Genomic DNA, 16,740 nt, shown 5'->3' on the forward strand with positions numbered 1-16,740 from the left:
GCGTGATGCCCGAGTTGCTGACCCAGGGGATCGTCAGAGTGGGGAAAGTGTCCGGTGATTGATTGGAACGCTGTCCGACTTCAAATCGGAATACTTGTCCGGATTGCACCGGAATCCGCAATCAGCTTCACATCGTGACCCAGTGCCAGAAGCTGGCGGCTGAGATGATGGGCGCCGACGCAGGCTTCCATCCCGATCAGGCAGGAGGGCATGTTGGCCAGCCGCGTCTCGACTTGCCCTCGCACGAGCTTCTGGCGCAGGACGATGGCGCCACGGGCATCCAGGCCGATCAGGTGGAAGCTGTTCTTGCCGATGTCGATGCCAAGAGTGGCAATGAGCGGAAGCGGAGCTTTAGGCATGGCTCAGATCCTCGTGCTGGGCGCCCCTGATGAAGGGTGCGCCGGTAAGCACGGCCGGTCCATCCCATTAGCTGGCCTTGAGGCTCAGCGGGCGCACAGCATCCGGCCCTCTCTCAAGTGCAATGGCACTCTGGTCAGATTGGCAACGGGATCACTGAGCTGGCATGATCCGCACCCTGCGCGTCTTTCAGGGTGAGGCAGACGGCGGGAAAGAGAATGCATGCCAGCATGCTCACACCAAGGTCTCTGACGTGATCCTCCCTCGGATTTCCCCTGAGCGACCGTAGGTTACCTCGAAGCGATGGCCCCGAAGGCTGTGCCCGGACTCAAGCTGTGCCACTGGGGAGGGCGCCCCCGATAGCTCGAGCTAACCGTTCCCGGATGCCTGCCGGGGCCGGCTCGCCTCGGGACCCGGGCGGGTGACGTCCACGGCATATGAGTGTGGGGCCGCATCCGGATCCCCGGCCGTCAGGGCCCGTGCTATCGTGAACCGCAGGACGGCTCCAAGCGATGCAGCAAGCGGAATGGCAACGAGCAGACCGACGAATCCGAAGAGATATCCGAACGCGAATAGCGCGAAGATCAGCCAGACAGGGTTGAGCTTGACCCGGTTTCCGATGATCCGCGGAGACAGCACGTAGTCGGCCAGAATTTCCCCGATCAGGAAGGTGCCGGCCACGGCGGCCAAGGGCGTCCAGTCGGGCCAGAACTGGGCGACGGCGACGCAGGTGGCAACGACAAGGCCGATGCCGAGACCGAGAAACGGAACGAAGCTGATCAGGCCGGCCGTAATGCCGATCAGGATGGCGTGGTTGAGCCCGGTCAGCCGCAGGGCGGCGGCGTAGAACACAGCCAGGATGAGACAGATCACGCTCTGCCCACGCACGAAGCCGGCCACCGTCTCGTGGATCTCCCGCCCGAGGACCCGGACATCCTCGCGGTGCTTGGCCGACACCCAGCCGTCGAGTGTCGTCGTCATCCGCTCTCAGTCGATCAGAAGGTAGATGCTCACGATCGGAACCACCACGAGCAGCGACAGAAGGGAGAACAGGGCCTTTCCGCCCGATCATGCCGAGCGGAGAAGCTCGCCCAGCCAGGCGCTGCCCATCGTGGTCAGGGCGTGAGTGGCCGATTCCTCGATCCGCAGTTCCTGCCCCAAGAGCTTGTGCAGCCAGGGACGTCCCGTGTCAGCAACGAGAGACTGGACTCGCGTGACGTAGCGCGGGAACTCGTCGATAAAGAACCGCAGTTCCCCGACGAGGGCTGGGAGCATCACCAGCACCAGGCCGACGAATCCGACAACCAGGAGCAGCACGAGCATCAGGGCTGCGAGCGAGCGATTGAGCCCGACCCGCTCCAGCCGGTCGACGACCGGGGCCAGCAGGTAGGCAAGCGCCATACCGACGGCGAACGGCAGCAGGATCTCACGCAACAGCACGAGCATCAGAAGCGAGATGATGGCGATCGTGATCCAGAACAGGGTGGGCCGTGCAACCGTCATCGCTTCCCTCCCGGGACTGAGCGGGCACCGGTCGAGCCGGCGGGCGAATGGTCCCTTAGCTCATGGCCATTTCGATGACGGATTTCGATCGGCCGTGTCGTTCGGTGCGACCCGACGCCGGTTGAGATTGCCCTGACGCCAGGGCGGCAGACCCTGCTTCGCCTCCCGTCGGCATCGCTGGTCCGGATCTAGGCGGACCGAGACCCGCACGCTTCGAAGCGGGAGATCGGATTAAGCCGCCCCGGGGAACTTCCTCGTCTGGGCGCCTGAGCCGATCACCTTTCTCGATCTGATCGCGGACCCGACAGGGTGTGTGGCATGCCCGACCCTGCACCAGCGCAAGAACCCTTACTCGTTGCCGCAGGGCGAGTACGGGTAGTAGCCGCACACATTCGGGATGACGGCCGAATTCTCGGCCGCATAGGCCGCGCTTGCATTGGAGACCCCCGATCGCCCGTACCAGGCGCCGTGATAGACAGGGGCATGCCAGTAGGCGCTGCGGGCGCTTCTGTAATCTCCGGCGCGATCAAAGCTGCCGGCGAAGTAATCGATGAACAGGGCTGCCGGGCCGCTCGCCCCGGTGAGGCTGCCTTCCAGCACCGCAACATCGAAGGTGAGGTTGGAGCCCTCAAGCTTCGGCGACTTCAGGGTCACCACGGCATCGCTCACCTTTGAGCCGTCGCCGCCCAGGACGGACACGGTGTCGTTGGGCGGATCCTTGGCGAAGCTGTCCTTGCCCTCGTCCCATTGCATGATGAACTGCTGGGTTATGCCGTGACCGGCCGCCCGCACCGGGCGATCGGCTAACACGATCGAATCCGGCGACACGCCGGTCAGGGTCAGCCGGTTGCCCTCGAGCTTTGCGCCGGCGGCGTTGAGCACGGCGAGCGATGGGACCGGGCCCGTGGGCGTGACCCGCCCGATGGTATTCGCGAGCGGCATCTGCTGTCTGCCGCTCGCGTCCTGAGCGAGAACGCTCATCGTCATCGTGCAGAGGCCGCCGGTGACCAGGATAAGACAGGCGAAGTGCTTGCTGAACATGGCGAGAACTCCCTTTCTTCAGCTTTCGACGCACCAAATCATCCGCGTCGATGAGAACCTGTGATGGGTCTTGTCCGCCTTCGACCGGCGGGCATCAGATCCCAGCGGACCCGCCGGTCTACACTCGGACCCTGAGCTGATGTGAGGCAAAGTATGGTTCCGCTTAAGAAAACGTTCAGCTCAAATTAGCGACGCTCAGGTCTCCCTGTTCAGATAGACGCGGGCCGAACTGAGTGGTGCTGACCGTGGCGCGGCCCGTGATGAGCTCAGCGCAGCGGCTGCCCATCATCATGGCGGGGGCATTCGTGTTGCCCGCATTGATGTTGAGCATGGCCGAGAGGTCGCAGACGCGCAGGTTTTCGATGCCGCGCACCCGGAGCCTGGAATCGAGCACGGCCATCGGATCGCTCGCTGTCCCCATCCGGCACGTGCCGCTCGGGTGATAGTTCGTTTTCACGAAGCGGCGGCAATGCTTCATGATCGCCTCGTCGCTGAGGTCGGTCGGATCGGGGATTGAGATGCGCTCGATCCGCTCCGCCAGCGGACTGGTCTGGAAGGCGCGGATGAAGTAGCGCTGGCCGTCGATCATGCTCCGGGCATCGTCGGGATGCTGCAGCAGATTGGGCGAGACGAGCGGCATATCGTCCGGATCGCTCGAGCTCAGGCGGACATAGCCGCGGGATTTCGGCTTCACCACCACCGTCGTGATCGTCAGTCCATAGGTGTCGTCGACAAGACCCAGCGTGTCGCGGTCGAGATAGATGATGGGCACACAGAAGGCCTGGATCGTGGGTTCCGCACTCGGATCGGCCGGATTGACGAAGGCGCCGGCCTCGACGCCGGCCGAGAGGATCGGGCCCGACCCGAAGAGCCGGAAGTGAAGGCCGTTGAGAAGCATCCGCCAACCGACGCCCTGCCGGTAGTAGCCATACGGTCCATTCGCCTTCGCGATGAGCGGCACCTCCGGGTGATCGATCAGATTTTCTCCGATGCCGGGCAGGTCGGCGATGCAGGCGATCCCGTGCTCGCGCAGCTGATCGGCGGGGCCGATGCCGGAGAGCATGAGGAGCTGCGGCGTGACGAGCGCCCCGGATGCTACGATGACCTCGCCATCCGCAAAGACTTGATGATCCGCACCCTTGGCGTCGCGATAGGTAACCCCGACCGCGCGACCGCTCTCGATCTCGATCCTGCGTACACGCGACTGGAGGCGGATGACGAGGTTCGGGTTGTCCGCGAGCGGCGCCAGGAAGGCATAAGCCGCGCTGCTGCGCCGTCCGCGCCGGTTCATGAACTGATAGAATCCGACACCGCGCTGCGTCGGTCCGTTGAAGTCCGGGCTGAACGGCTCGCCCAAGGCCTGTATGGCCTGAACGAACCAGCGGGACATGTCGTTGATGTGGCCGGGATCGGAGACGAGAAGCGGCCCGTCGGCGCCATGCAGCTCGTTATAGAGCCTGTTGTTGCCTTCCATGGTGCGGAAATGGGGCAGAACATCGGCCCAGCTCCAGCCGGGATAATCGTTCTCCCCATGCAGCATGTCGTGCCACTCGTCGTAATCGGAGGGACGGCCGCGCATATAGACCTGCGCATTGACCGACGAGCCACCGCCCAGAACGTTGGCCTGCGGAATGTCGTGGATCCGGCCGTCCAGGTGCTCCTGCGGGACCGTGTGATGATACCGCATGTATTTGCTGCCGTTGATCATCTTGAAGATGCCGGGCGGCATGTCCAGGAGCGGATGACGGTGGGAGTAGCCGCCTTCGAGCAGCAGCACGCGCGCGCCTTCATTCACCAGCCGCGCGGCGGCCACGGAGCCCGATGATCCGCCGCCGACGATAATGTGGTCAAAACGCTCTTTCATTGCTTCACCTGGCTTCCTGCGGGCTGAACCGCGTGACGCTGGCGCCTCCAGCTGATCCGCGGCTCACGCCTTGATCGTCTCGAGTCCTTTCCAGTCGAAGGCGATGCCGTGGCCGGGCCGGTCCGGAGCCAAGGCGAAACCGTCCTGTATCGTCAGGGGCTCGGCGATATAGCGTTCGAGCCCGAAGCCGTGGGCTTCGAGATAGGAACGGTTCGGACAGGCTGCGAGGAGATGAACGGTCACGTCATGCGCGCCGTGGCTCGTCACCGGCAGGTTGAAGGCCTCCGCCAGATGGGCGATCTTCATGAACGGGGTGACGCCGCCGCAATTGGTGACGTCCGGTTCGGGATAGGTCACACCGCCGCCGGCCACGTAGAGCTTGAACTCCCAGAGCGTGCGCAGATTTTCGCCCGCCGCGATCGGAAGCCCGCCATCACGCACGATGCGGGCGTGACCTGCCGGATCGTCGGGAATGGTCGGCTCCTCGAGCCAGGTGAGGTCGGAGGGCTGAAGCGCCCGTGCGGCGCGGATCGCACCGTCGACGCTCCACTTCATGTTGGCATCCGCCATCAGCGGGAAGCCCGCGCCGAGATGCTCGCGCATCGCCTGCACGCGCTCCACGTCCTCGAACAGATTGGCGCGGCCGACCTTCATCTTGATGGCGCGGAAGCCTTTCGCAAGATTGTCGTCCGTCTGGCGCAGGAGCTTGTCGAGGGGCAGCTCGAGATCGATGCCGCCCGCATAGCATGGCACGCGAGGATCATACCCGCCGAGAGCTTTCCAGAGCGGCAGGTTTGCGCGCTTCGCCTTGAGGTCCCATAGGGCCATGTCGAAGGCAGAGAGCGCCAGGACCGTCGGGCCGCCGCGGCCGCCGTAATGGAGCGCCCACCAAGCCTTGTGCCAGAGGCGCTCGATCTCGTCGGCCTCCTCGCTGTCCATGATCTCGGGCAGTTCGCGGGCGAGGACCGTGTCGATGGCGGCGCCGTTGCGCCCGACCGTGAAGGTGTAGCCTACGCCTTCCGCCCCGTCGACGTCGCGAATGCGCACCGTGTTGAGCTCGAAAGCGCGCATCTCTCCATGCATGGAGTCGGTCAGGACGGTCGGCAGCGGGATGCGGTAGAAGCCGGGTTCGATGGAAGTGATCCTGGGCATGGTTTTCCTACGTTCGCGTCGTTGTCTGATGCGGTGCCGGCCGTCAGGCCGCCTCTTCGGTGCGCATGCTTAGACGGGCCTGAATGGCCACGACGAGCAGCAGGAACGCGCCGCGGATGACCGACTGCCAATAGGCGGACAGGCTGATCCAGCCGAGGCCGTTCTCGAAATTCAGGATGTTGAAGATGAGTCCCAGCAGGAGCACGCCGGCCAGCGTCGATCCGACGGAGCCGACGCCGCCCGTCAGGAGCGTGCCGCCCACGACGACGGCGGCGATGGCGAAGAGTTCCCATCCCACGCCCTCGATGGGCTGGCCTGCGCCGAACTGCGCTGCCAGGATCACACCTGCAAGGCCTGCGAGGCCGCCGCTTGCGAGATATACGAGCGCCTTCACCTGATTCGCAGGCAATCCCATGAGCCGCGCTGCGTCCTCGTTTCCGCCGATGGCGAGGACGGTGCGCCCGAAGGCGGTGAGATTGAGGATGAGGGAGCCGAGGAGATACGCGAATAGCGCGATCCAGGCCGGGATGGGAAAGCCGAGAAAATCCCCCTGGCCGAGTTCGGTAAAGCCTGACTCATAGGATACCGAGACGGACTGGTTTCCCGCGAGCAGCAGCGCACATCCGCTCGCCGCCAGCATCGTGGCGAGCGTCGCGATGAAGGGCAGAATGGCGAGCCGGGTGATGATGAGCGCGTTGCAGGCGCCGATTGCCAGCCCCGCAGCGAGGCCCCCGAGCAGACCGGGTAGGACGCCATAAGGCGAAAGGAGGGCAGCGACGACGCTGCCGAGCGCTGCCGTCGACCCGACTGAGAGGTCGATGCCGCCGGTGATGATGACGAAGCACATCCCCAGCGCGACCAGCGCGAACATGCTGTTGTAGCGCAGGACCGACAGCACGTTGAACGCGCCGAGGAAATTCTCGTACCGGAGCCAGCCGAACACGATGAGAGCCAGAAGCGCGAGAAGCACGCCGTAGCGGCCGATGCCCTGAAACAGCTTGAGCGAGGTGGTGTTCATCCGCGGCCTCAGCGATGGCTCTGCCGTTGCAGCCAGACGGCCAGAACGATGATGACGGCTTTCGCCGCGAGTGCCGCCGCATCCGGAACGCCGTTGGCAAGCAGCGTATAGCGGACGAGCTGGATGATGAGCGCACCGACCAGAGTGCCGATCACCGTGGCGCGGCCACCGGTGAGAAGCGTGCCGCCGACGGCCACGGCCGCGATGGCGTCGAGCTCCATGCCGAGGCCGACGAGATTGGCGTCAGCAGCGGAGTTGCGGGCGATCACGATGAGGCCTGCGATGCCGGACAGCAATCCGCTGATGAGGTAAACCCGCTGCTTGACGGAGGCGACGGGGATGCCGGCAAGCCGGGCCGCGCGTTCGTTGCCGCCGATCGCCAAGATCTGTCTTCCGAAGACGGTCCGCCGGAGCATCCAGGCGGCAAGCGCTACGATGAAGATCATCAGGATGGCCTGGAAGGGGACGCCGAAGACCCGCCCCAGGCCGATGAACTGGAAGCTCGGAAGATTGAAGACCTGGAGGTTGCCGTTGGTGAAGACTTGGGCGATGCCGCGCCCGGCGATGAACAGCACGAGGGTCGCGATGATCGGCTGGATCCGCAGGCGCGTCACCAGCCATCCGTTGAACCAGCCGAGCGCCCCCGCCACAACAACCGGTATGACGAATGCGAGCGCGATGCCGATGGCCGGGTGGGGCAGGGGAAAGAGCTTGCCGAGAAAGATTAGCGGCGCCAGCGCTCCCGCAATCGCCATGAGGGCGCCGACGGAAAGATCGATACCGCCGGTAGCGATCACGAGAGTCATCCCGACCCCGACGATCACGATGGTGCAGACCTGGGTGAGATTGACGTTGAGCGTCTGCCAAGTGGCGAAGTTGGGGGTGAGGGCGAAGTTGACGAGGATGAGGAGAGCCAGGGCGATCCAAGCCCCATGGCGCGTCAGCATGGTTCTGACATCGACGCGAGGAGCCCTTTGTGTCGGCGGAAGGGTTGTGGCGGTTTCAGCCATGAGCGGCCCCCGGGGCGCCTTCATGCCCATGAGCCATGGCCGCCATGACGCTCCGCTCGTTCAGCGCCTCGCCCGTCAGTTCCGCGGCCGTGTAGCCGTCGCGGAGAACAAAGATGCGGCTTGCCGCCTCCACCACTTCTTCCAGTTCCGAGGAGATCATCAGCACGCCTAGCCCCTGGCCGGCCAATTCCCGGATCAGGCCGAGGATCTCGGCCTTAGCGCCCACATCGATGCCGCGGGTCGGCTCGTCGAGGATGAGAAGCTTTGGGTTCATGCAGAGCCAGCGCGCCAGCAGCACCTTCTGCTGGTTGCCGCCCGAGAGTTCACGGATCCGCTGTTCCGGCCCGGAGCAGCGGATGCCCAGGCGCTTGATGAAACGGTCGACGATCTCGCGGCTGCGGGTCTCGTCCACGATACCGCGCCGCGACAATTGCGGCATGAGTGCAAGGGTGAGGTTCTCGCGCACCGACATATCGGGAATGATGCCTTCGAGCTTGCGGTCTTCCGAGCAGAAGCCCATGCCGGCCTGGATGGCATCAGACGGAGCCGCAATGGCGTTCTCACGCCCGGCGAAGGCGATCGTGCCGGAATCCGGCCTGTCGGCACCGAAGACGGCGCGGACGGATTCCGTCCGGCCGGCGCCGAGCAGCCCCGCGAGACCGACTATCTCACCCGAGCCGACCTCGAAGCTGACGTCGCGGACCTTGCGCCCGGCAGCGAGATTCCGAACCTCCAGAACGGGCTCGCGGCCATCGCGGTTCGACAGGTTGGCATCGTGCGATTCCTGCAGAACCTGAGTGAGTTCGCGTCCCAGCATCGAGGTGACGAGATCGAGCCGGGACAGCTGGGTTATCGGGGCGACCTGTACGGTTCGACCATCGCGCATGATGGTGACGCGGTCACAGACCGCGTAGAGTTCGTCGAGCTTATGGCTCACGAAGATCACCGAGACGCCGGCTTCCTTGAGCTGCCGGATGACGCCGAACAGCACCCGGACTTCGCGCTCATCGAGGGAGGACGTGGGCTCGTCCATGATGACGAGTCTGGCCTCGAACCCGATCGCACGGGCAATGGCGACCATCTGCTGCACGGCGGTCGGATAGACCATGAGCGGGCGATGCACGTCGATGTCGATCTTGAAGCGCGCGAGGAGAGAGCGCGCCTCCGCATGCATGGCGGGCCAGTCGAGAAGGCCGAAGCGGCGTTTCTCCCGACCGAGGCAGATGTTCTCGGTCACGGACCGATAGGGCACCAGGTTGATCTCCTGGTAGATCGTGCTGATCCCGGCCTTCTGCGCTTCCTGCGGCGAGGAAAACTCGACGGGATTGTCGTCGAACAGGATCTCGCCGGCATCCTTCCTGTAATAGCCGGTGAGGATCTTGATCATGGTCGATTTGCCGGCGCCGTTCTGGCCGATCAGCGCATGAACCTCGCCTCTCTCGACCACGAGCTCGGCTGCGCGCAAGGCGGGGATGCCGGCGAAGCGCTTGTCGATGCCGTGCATGGTGAGGAGCGGCGCCATGAAAGTTCCGATTTCGGTCGGCCAACGAAAGAGGCGCTGCCGGCATCGGCCGGCAGCGCCTCGTCCTTCAGTATGCGTCGCCGATGAGCTGGGCTGCGTTCGACTTGTCGAAGAAGCGGTCGGTGTTCACCACCCAGGGCTGGATCTGCTCGCCTTTCGCGAATCGAGCCAAGGTCTCGAAGGCTTTCGGTCCGAACTTCGGATTGCATTCGACGGTGGCGAGCATCTTGCCGTCGATGATGGCCTGCAGGGCGTCACGCGTGCCGTCGACGGAGACGACGATCACGTCCTTGCCCGGCTTCTTGCCGGCCGCCTCGAGGGCCGCGATCGCGCCAATCGCCATCTCGTCGTTGTGCGCATAGATCGCCGTTGCGTCGGGATGGGCCTGCAGCAGCGTCTCGGCGACCTGGCGGCCCTTGTCGCGGGCGAAGTCGCCCGATTGGGATGCCACGATCTTCATGCCCGAATGAGCCTTGATGTAATCCTCAAACCCCTTCCGGCGATCATTCGCCGGCGAAGAGCCCGTGGTGCCTTCGAGCTGGATGATCTTGGCATTGCCGTCGACGGCCTTGGTAAGGGCTTCGGCCGCGCGCTTGCCTTCGTCGACGAAATCCGACCCGATGAAGGTGACATAATCGCGGCCGGCCTTGGCGAGGCTCTGATCCACGTTCCGGTCGAGCAGGACGACTGGAATGCCCGCCTTCTTGGCGGCCATCACGGCGGGGATGAGGGGCTTCTCCTCGCGCGGGGCCAGGAAGATCAGATCGACGCCTTGGGCAATCATCGAGTTGACATCGGCCACCTGCTTGGCGGCCGAGCCGGCGGCGTCCGTATAGACGAGCTGATGTCCGAGCTTCGCGGCTTCAGCTTTCATGCTCTCCGTCTGCGCGATGCGCCAGGGATTGTTCGACTCTGTCTGGGCGAAGCCGACCTTATATTTATCCTTCTGCTTCAGCTTGGGCAGCTCCTGCGCCGACACGCCGCCAAGTCCGAGTCCGATGGCGGCCACACCCGTTGCAAGTGCAAGGAAAGTTCGTCTGAGCATCATCTTCCTCCATGCAAGTTCTCGCCCCTGTTGCCAGGGTTCGTTGTGTATTGCTGCAGCCCGTTCAGGGCTGCAGGTTCTCACCAGCGGACATACGTGGTCTGCTTCCGCAGGTAGCCGTCGAAACCGTACTTGCCGTCCTCGCCGCCAAGGCCCGAATGCTTCCAGCCGGTGTGGAAACCCTGGACAAGTTCCCCGCAGGGACGATTGACGTAGAGCTCACCGAATGAAAGCTCACGGGAGAGGCGCATGACCCGGCGCAGATCATTCGTGTAGACATAGGCCGACAGACCGTAGCTCGTGTCGTTGGCGAAGCTCAGCGCCTGTTCGAAGCTGTCGACCGTCATCACCGGCGCCACGGGGCCGAAGATTTCCCGCTGCATCACCGGCGACCGATTGCTGTCGACCCGCAGCACGGTCGGCTCGAACCAGTGACCGCGTGCAAACTCGCCTTCCGTCAGGCGACGGCCTCCGGCGAGCAGCTCTGCGCCCGCCGCTATCGCCTCGTTGACGATCTCCTCGACCTTGTCGACCTCGGGCCGGTTGACTTTCGGCCCCATGTCGGGATTCGTCATCGGATCGGCCAATCTCAGCGCCTTCACGCGCGACAGGAATTTGTCGAGGAACGGCTCCGCAATGGCCTTGTGCAGATACATACGTTCATTGCAGGTGCAGATCTGCCCGCAATTCGTGAAGCGCGAGATGATCGCGGCCTCGACGGCCGCGTCGACATCGGCGTCCTCAAAGACGATGAAAGGCGCTTTGCCCCCCAATTCCAAACGGACGACCTTCAGATCCTGCGCGCCAGCGGCATAGATCTCCCGTCCCGCGCGCACGCTGCCCGTCATGGTGATGAGGTCGCTTAAGGGAGACCGCACGAGGGCGTCGCCGACACTCCGCCCGTCGCCTGTCACCACGTTGAGCACGCCTTTCGGCAGCCCGACCTCATGGGCGAGGCGAGCGATCTCGATGGCGGAGAGGGGAGTGGATTCATGGCCCTTCACGACGATGGTGTTGCCGGCGACAAGGGCTGGACCGATCTTGCGGGCGGCCAGGGCCGCCGGGTAGTTCCAAGCCGTCAGGCCGACGACCACGCCGAAGGGGACACGGCGGATCCAGACGTCCTCGTTGGGATGGTCCGATGGCAGAAGATCGCCTTCGATGCGCCGCGCGTTCTCGGCCGCATAGGTGAGAAACGTCACGACGGCGTCGATCTCGCCTTCGGCCTGGTTCAGGGGCTTGCCTTGTTCGAGCACAACGATGCGCGCAAGGTGCGCCTTCTCCCGGCGGACGGCCGCAGCGAGATCGAGGATATGGCCGGAGCGCACGATGGGTGGGAGAGCGGCCCAGGCAGGCTGGGCGCGCTTGGCCGCTTCCAAGGCGGCCGTAGCATCGTTCACGGAGCCGGCCGGGACGGTTGCGAAAACCGTCTCGGTCGCCGGATTCTCGACCTCCAGACGGCCAGGCGCCTGACCATCCGTCCAGGCTCCATCGATATACATTTGATAGTGGGTCACGTCATCTGCGTGACGGGTTACAGCGGGAGCAATCATCGTGAGCTCCCGACACGATAGGCTCCTTGAAGGGGAGAGGCAGGGCCTGACCCGGTCGTACCTGCTGATGGCGTCACTCGTGTTTCCTCCGAGCTTGCTCAAGCTGAGCAACATCAAGCCAAACGTCGGTTGTGGATCTATTTGGTATGACCGAAACTAGGATGACGCAGCGGCATGTTAACTGTCAAGAGTCTGAAGATAGCCTAAACTTTTGAAGGCCTCTGGCCCCCTGGAGGTACGCTTCGACGACCTGAAGGCTGGCTTCTGGTCCGACCATATGTTAGCCGATGCAAAGCGGAGTCCTTTCATTCGAGAGGTCTATCGGCGGACGATCTGGTGAGGGGCGAGCATGGGTCATGAGATTGAGCTGCTTGGCAAGGATCCGGTTGGGCGCCGATCGGATGCCGTCGCGGAGGAGCTCGTGCGGATGATCCAGTCCGGCGATCTTCGGGAGGGCGATCGTCTTCCCGCCGAACGGGAGCTGATGCAGCGCTATGGCGTGAGCCGGTCGGCGGTCAGAGAAGCCATTATCTCGCTGGCCAATCGCGGGCTCGTCGTGACCCGCTTGGGACATCGCCCCGTTGTGCGCAAGCTCGATTATGAGATCGCGATCGATAAGGTCGGAAATCTTGTCGGGCACCTCGTTGTGGAGCGGAACGGGGTTTGGAACCTGTTCGACTCCCGCATCTTCCTCGAGGCGGCGCTGGCGCGCTGGGCCGCCAGCCACGCACGGCGTGACGATATCGAAGAGCTTCGGGCCGCGCTGGAAGCCAATCGTCAGGCCATCGGCAATTCAGTGCTGTTCGACGAAACCGATGCCGCCTTCCATGCAGTCCTCTATCGGATCCCCGGCAATCCGATCTATCCGGCCGTTCACAAGGCTTATGTGGAGTGGCTCATCCAGCACTGGCGTTCCATGAAGCGCGGGGCCGATATCGATCAGATGAACTATGCAGGGCACGAAGCGATCTTCGATGCCATCGCGGCACGCGACCCGGACAGCGCGGAAGAGGCGCTGCGCCGCCACCTCGTCGCGGCGTGGGAGTTCGTGCGATCGACATTTGCCAACTGGAAACAGGTTCACGCTCAACGACCTAGTGATGATTCTTGATCGTCGCGGGCGTGCCAACAGGATGAGCCTGCTAGTAGGAATCAAGGGCGTCCGGTCCAACGGAGTGTCGCCTTCCGGCACGGGGCTGACCTTATCTCGATTTTGGGACTGGCTTCGTGAGCAGACCTTACATCTTGTCGGCATTCGGTAGCGATGACCACCAAGCAGCAGGTAAGTGCCTGGACGAGCGGGATGTTTTACCGTTCGCGATTATATCCCGATCCGCAATCGGCCCCAATCCACCCGGCAACTGATATAGGCGGCGAAGCTTGTCCTTGAGGTATGGCATATCGTGTCGGCAGGCTAGACAACGCATTCTCCGAGTAACACACTCGTCTCCGGAACTGCACTGAGGCCATCATGGATCGGCTAGAGCAGAAGGTCGCACGGCGGCTGGTCGCCATCTTCGCGGCTGACGTGGCAGGCTATTCGCGCCTCACGGAGCAAGATGAGACCGAGACGGTCCGAAAGCTCGTTTCTCATCGGGAAATCATGGATCGGTTAATCGCTGAACATGGTGGGCGGATCGCCAATACGGCAGGCGACAGTGTTCTGGCGGAGTTCCCCTCCGCCGTCGATGCCGTCCAATGTGCCATGGAGGTCCAGAAGGCTCTCGGACACCTGAACGAGGGAGCCCCGCCCGAGAAGGCCCTGCGATTTCGGATCGGTATCCATGTCGGCGACGTGGTCGTCCGAGGGAGTGACCTCCTGGGCGACGGGGTCAATGTTGCGGCCCGGCTGGAGGGACTGGCTGAGCCGGGAGGCGTGTGCATTTCAGGAGATGCTCATCGGCAGGTCAGGAAGGCCCTGGCGATACCCTTCACGGATCTTGGCTCGCAGCAGCTCAAGAATATAGACGAGCCAGTCCAGGTTTTATCGATGAGGTTTGATGAAAGCAGTTCCGCCAAAACGGGAGCCCAGGCGTTGTCGCCTGTGAGAACACTCCCTCTCCCAGATAAGCCATCCATCGCGGTCCTGCCATTCGTCAACATGAGCCCAAGCCCTGATGCCGAGTTCTTCGCCGATGGCATCACAGAAGATATCATCACCGCGCTTGCTCGACTGAAATGGTTGTTTGTGATCGCACGCAACTCCACCTTCACATACAGGGGGAAAGCCGTCGATGTTCGTCAGGTCGCCCGTGAGCTTGGTGTTCGGTACGTGGTGGAAGGAAGTGTGAGAGCGTCTGGTCAACGCATCCGTATCACGGGTCAGCTCATTGATGCCGAGACGGGCAATCACATCTGGGCCGAGCGGTACGACCGGCACCTCAATGACATCTTCGCCGTTCAGGACGAGATCACCGAGAGCGTTGTTGCCACTATCGAGCCGCACCTTTATGCGGAGGAGAGCCTCAGGGCCTCTATGCAGCCCCCCGAGAGCATCGCTGCTTGGGGTCTTGTGATTAGGGCTCTGACCTTGATCAACAAAGCTGATCGCAGTGAGAACCAACAGGCTCAGCTTTTGCTCAATCGTGCCATCGAGAGCGAGCCTTCCTATGCCAGAGCCCATGCGGTTCTCTCATGGGCGAAGTGGTGGGAAGCCTTCAACCAGTGGACACCCGATGCAAGCGCCGTTGCTGCCGTCTATGAGGACGCCGCAGAAGTCGCAGGCCATGCTCTCGCTCTTGATCCCGACGAGCCGTGGGCTCGAATGACGGTAGGTTTGACACTGAGCCGATCAGGCCATCAGGACCAAGCTTTGGAGCAGATCCATGCTGCGCTCGATGCACATCCAAATTGGGCTCTCGGACGCGCCATGTGTGGGCTTGTGCTCGTTCGAGCCGGGCGGTTCGATGATGCAATCTCTGAAACAGAACACGCGCTTCGCATGAGCCCGTTGGATACATTCGCGGGAATCTACATGGTCTTCCATGCACTTGCGCTCATGTCTGCACGGAGGTTTTCAGAGGCCCTAATCTACTTCAGGAAAACAGTTCAGTCTTATCCTGACTTTTTGGGTCAATACGGTGCGCTGATCAGTTGTTGCGGTCATCTCGGCTTGATCGAAGAAGCGCAGATATACTTGCGCCGTCGAAACAAGCTCACAAGCACACCATATAGCGTCAGCCAGACTCGAAGGGAACTAAGTCGCTTCGCTCATGCAGACGTTTTTGTTGAAGGGCTTAGCAAGGCGGGCGTTCCAGAATGACCGCTTGCCACCTCGCCAGTGGACATGGAAACCCTGGAAGCACTCGACCACATCGCGATCAACGATGTCCTCTGCCGCTTCTTCCTCGCTTTCGACGAGCGGGACTGGGCAGCCATGGGAGCCTGCCTCGCAACCGAAGTCTTCATTGACTATGCCTCGTCCGGGCGGGAACAACCCGGCACCATGAGCGGCGCCGAGTTCGTCCAGCGCCGGCGCAATGCAGTCGATACCCTGGCCAAGCATCACAGCTTCTCCAACCTGCTGCTGACGCGGGACGGTGACGGCGTGAAGGGGCGCTGCAACTACCTCATCCTGCGGTTCGACCGCGACTTCAAGGGCGAGGGCGAGGACTTCTACCACGCGTGCGGGGCCGACGAGTTTCGTTTCGGCAAGGCTGATGGTGCGTGGAAGATCACCAGCGTCACGCAGCGGGCGCTCCAGAGTTGGGGCAATCGGCAACTGCACGCAGGCACGCGCAAGACCGAAGCCCAAGACATCAAGGCATGATGCCCGCCTTGTGCGCCCCCGGCAGCAGATCCATCAGCGCCCGCAGAGGCGGGCTGGCTTCGCCCTGCCACACAAGGTGCGTACGGTTGATGCGGAACCGCTCCGGCAGCGGATGGCGCTCCACCGCAGTGCCCAGGACGGCTTGGTCGGGCACTTCTGCGGGCACGATGGCCACGCCGGTGCCGGCGGCCACACATGCCACGATGGCGTGGTACGAGTCGAGCGCTGCCTCGAGGCGAAGTAGAGCCGCAGGTGGGGGATTGCTTTCACCCCGGCGGGGCCCGTGTGCACAATCGAGGCTTCGTTGGTGATCTCGATGGACCCCTGAGGGTACAAGTAGGTCGGACGCAGCCAACGCATCGTCCCCTCGTTGCCGGATAACCTTGACCCTCAGCCCAGTCGCTGTATCTCAGCCCGTCTTGCCGGGGGGCGGAACGTTGGACGACTACTTCGTAATTCAGCCGATCGGCGGCCTGTGGGCCGTGGTGAGCAGCGAGATCATCCTGGCTCGCTGCCCCAGCGTGCCGGAGGCCATCCGGGCAGCGGTCCAGGTCGCCTCCCGCACGGCAAGTTACGGCCGCACTGTCCAGGTGCTGGTCGATGAGCCAGGGCGGGGCCGCACCGTGATCTGGGACTCGACGCGGGACGGGTTCAGCGGCGGCTGATGGATCGGCCCTCATCGCGTCACCCTGCACAGTCAGCGTCGACAGCAATGCCAAGCAAGGAAAGGATTATGATGCTTCAAGATACTGCCAGCCGCCGTGTGCTTCTCGTCGAGGACGAGGCCATGATTGCGATGCTGGTCGAGGACATGCTCGAGGACCTCGGCCATGAGCTGGTCAGGGTCGCCACCCGCCTCGAGGACGCGGTTGCCGCCGCCGGGAACGAGGCCATCGACTTGGCGAT

The 16,740-nt window shown here is 63.2% G+C and carries 15 protein-coding genes and 1 pseudogene; 4 read left to right on the forward strand and 12 right to left on the reverse strand.

Annotated elements, in window-relative coordinates; all coding sequences use genetic code 11:
* Positions 1-119 precede the first annotated feature (119 nt).
* From JKL46_RS31390 to aldA, 11 genes and pseudogenes are all read right to left on the reverse strand, one after another.
* Positions 120-359 (reverse strand): annotated as a pseudogene (locus JKL46_RS31390) (IS110 family transposase); the annotation flags it as partial.
* 367 nt (positions 360-726) lie between these two features.
* Positions 727-1,338: an AI-2E family transporter gene (locus tag JKL46_RS31395; RefSeq protein WP_201842037.1), complete on the reverse strand. Its 612-nt coding sequence runs from the start codon at positions 1,336-1,338 to the stop codon at positions 727-729.
* Positions 1,339-1,425: 87 nt separating this feature from the next.
* Entirely contained in the window at positions 1,426-1,860 is a 435-nt protein-coding gene (locus tag JKL46_RS31400; RefSeq protein ID WP_201842039.1) for an AI-2E family transporter, read from the reverse strand.
* Positions 1,861-2,208: 348 nt separating this feature from the next.
* Positions 2,209-2,901: a hypothetical protein gene (locus JKL46_RS31405; RefSeq protein ID WP_201842041.1), complete on the reverse strand. Its 693-nt coding sequence runs from the start codon at positions 2,899-2,901 to the stop codon at positions 2,209-2,211.
* Positions 2,902-3,076: 175 nt separating this feature from the next.
* A complete protein-coding gene (locus JKL46_RS31410) occupies positions 3,077-4,765 on the reverse strand; it encodes a GMC family oxidoreductase (protein ID WP_201842043.1) in 1,689 nt (562 codons plus the stop codon).
* A 63-nt stretch (positions 4,766-4,828) separates the two neighbouring features.
* A complete protein-coding gene (locus JKL46_RS31415) occupies positions 4,829-5,917 on the reverse strand; it encodes a mandelate racemase/muconate lactonizing enzyme family protein (RefSeq protein ID WP_201842045.1) in 1,089 nt (362 codons plus the stop codon).
* 43 nt (positions 5,918-5,960) lie between these two features.
* Positions 5,961-6,935, reverse strand: coding sequence for an ABC transporter permease (locus JKL46_RS31420; RefSeq protein WP_201842047.1), 975 nt, complete (start codon positions 6,933-6,935; stop codon positions 5,961-5,963).
* A gap of 8 nt (positions 6,936-6,943) precedes the next feature.
* On the reverse strand, positions 6,944-7,945 hold the full coding sequence (locus tag JKL46_RS31425; protein ID WP_201842049.1) for an ABC transporter permease: 1,002 nt from the start codon (positions 7,943-7,945) through the stop codon (positions 6,944-6,946).
* On the reverse strand, positions 7,938-9,467 hold the full coding sequence (locus JKL46_RS31430; protein WP_201842051.1) for a sugar ABC transporter ATP-binding protein: 1,530 nt from the start codon (positions 9,465-9,467) through the stop codon (positions 7,938-7,940). The genes JKL46_RS31425 and JKL46_RS31430 overlap by 8 nt, the downstream gene beginning before the upstream one ends.
* A 67-nt stretch (positions 9,468-9,534) precedes the next feature.
* Entirely contained in the window at positions 9,535-10,515 is a 981-nt protein-coding gene (locus JKL46_RS31435) for an ABC transporter substrate-binding protein (protein ID WP_201842053.1), read from the reverse strand.
* Positions 10,516-10,592: 77 nt separating this feature from the next.
* Positions 10,593-12,065, reverse strand: a complete 1,473-nt coding sequence (gene aldA / locus JKL46_RS31440) for an aldehyde dehydrogenase (protein WP_201842055.1) — start codon at positions 12,063-12,065, stop codon at positions 10,593-10,595.
* 349 nt (positions 12,066-12,414) lie between these two features.
* Between aldA and JKL46_RS31445 the strand changes: the two genes are divergently transcribed.
* From JKL46_RS31445 to JKL46_RS31455, 3 genes are all read left to right on the forward strand, one after another.
* A complete protein-coding gene (locus JKL46_RS31445) occupies positions 12,415-13,176 on the forward strand; it encodes an FCD domain-containing protein (RefSeq protein ID WP_201842057.1) in 762 nt (253 codons plus the stop codon).
* A 360-nt stretch (positions 13,177-13,536) separates the two neighbouring features.
* Positions 13,537-15,327 carry an adenylate/guanylate cyclase domain-containing protein gene (locus JKL46_RS31450; protein WP_201842059.1) on the forward strand — a complete coding sequence of 597 codons (1,791 nt, stop codon included), beginning with the start codon at positions 13,537-13,539 and terminating at the stop codon, positions 15,325-15,327.
* A 24-nt stretch (positions 15,328-15,351) separates the two neighbouring features.
* Positions 15,352-15,834 carry a nuclear transport factor 2 family protein gene (locus JKL46_RS31455; protein WP_201842061.1) on the forward strand — a complete coding sequence of 161 codons (483 nt, stop codon included), beginning with the start codon at positions 15,352-15,354 and terminating at the stop codon, positions 15,832-15,834.
* Here JKL46_RS31455 and JKL46_RS31460 read toward each other — a convergent pair.
* Positions 15,824-16,189, reverse strand: coding sequence for a LysR substrate-binding domain-containing protein (locus tag JKL46_RS31460; protein WP_246529667.1), 366 nt, complete (start codon positions 16,187-16,189; stop codon positions 15,824-15,826). The two genes, JKL46_RS31455 and JKL46_RS31460, sit on opposite strands and share 11 nt — an antisense overlap.
* Positions 16,190-16,271: 82 nt before the next feature.
* On the opposite strand from JKL46_RS31460, the gene JKL46_RS31465 reads away from it, so the two are divergent.
* Entirely contained in the window at positions 16,272-16,499 is a 228-nt protein-coding gene (locus JKL46_RS31465) for a hypothetical protein (RefSeq protein WP_201842063.1), read from the forward strand.
* Positions 16,500-16,740: the final 241 nt, after the last annotated feature.

The sequence above is a fragment of the Microvirga zambiensis WSM3693 genome (genome assembly GCF_016735695.1).
In the GTDB taxonomy this organism is placed as follows: Bacteria; Pseudomonadota; Alphaproteobacteria; order Rhizobiales; family Beijerinckiaceae; genus Microvirga; species Microvirga zambiensis.

Coding starts and splice junctions, on each gene's coding strand:
- JKL46_RS31405 (WP_201842041.1), bottom strand. CDS start 2,901: ATGTTCAGCAAGCACTTCGCCTGTCTTATCCTGGTCACCGGCGGCCTC.
- JKL46_RS31430 (WP_201842051.1), bottom strand. CDS start 9,467: ATGGCGCCGCTCCTCACCATGCACGGCATCGACAAGCGCTTCGCCGGC.
- JKL46_RS31400 (WP_201842039.1), bottom strand. CDS start 1,860: ATGACGGTTGCACGGCCCACCCTGTTCTGGATCACGATCGCCATCATC.
- JKL46_RS31445 (WP_201842057.1), top strand. CDS start 12,415: ATGGGTCATGAGATTGAGCTGCTTGGCAAGGATCCGGTTGGGCGCCGA.
- JKL46_RS31450 (WP_201842059.1), top strand. CDS start 13,537: ATGGATCGGCTAGAGCAGAAGGTCGCACGGCGGCTGGTCGCCATCTTC.
- JKL46_RS31410 (WP_201842043.1), bottom strand. CDS start 4,765: ATGAAAGAGCGTTTTGACCACATTATCGTCGGCGGCGGATCATCGGGC.
- JKL46_RS31420 (WP_201842047.1), bottom strand. CDS start 6,935: ATGAACACCACCTCGCTCAAGCTGTTTCAGGGCATCGGCCGCTACGGC.
- JKL46_RS31425 (WP_201842049.1), bottom strand. CDS start 7,945: ATGGCTGAAACCGCCACAACCCTTCCGCCGACACAAAGGGCTCCTCGC.
- aldA (WP_201842055.1), bottom strand. CDS start 12,065: ATGATTGCTCCCGCTGTAACCCGTCACGCAGATGACGTGACCCACTAT.
- JKL46_RS31395 (WP_201842037.1), bottom strand. CDS start 1,338: ATGACGACGACACTCGACGGCTGGGTGTCGGCCAAGCACCGCGAGGAT.
- JKL46_RS31435 (WP_201842053.1), bottom strand. CDS start 10,515: ATGATGCTCAGACGAACTTTCCTTGCACTTGCAACGGGTGTGGCCGCC.
- JKL46_RS31455 (WP_201842061.1), top strand. CDS start 15,352: ATGGAAACCCTGGAAGCACTCGACCACATCGCGATCAACGATGTCCTC.
- JKL46_RS31415 (WP_201842045.1), bottom strand. CDS start 5,917: ATGCCCAGGATCACTTCCATCGAACCCGGCTTCTACCGCATCCCGCTG.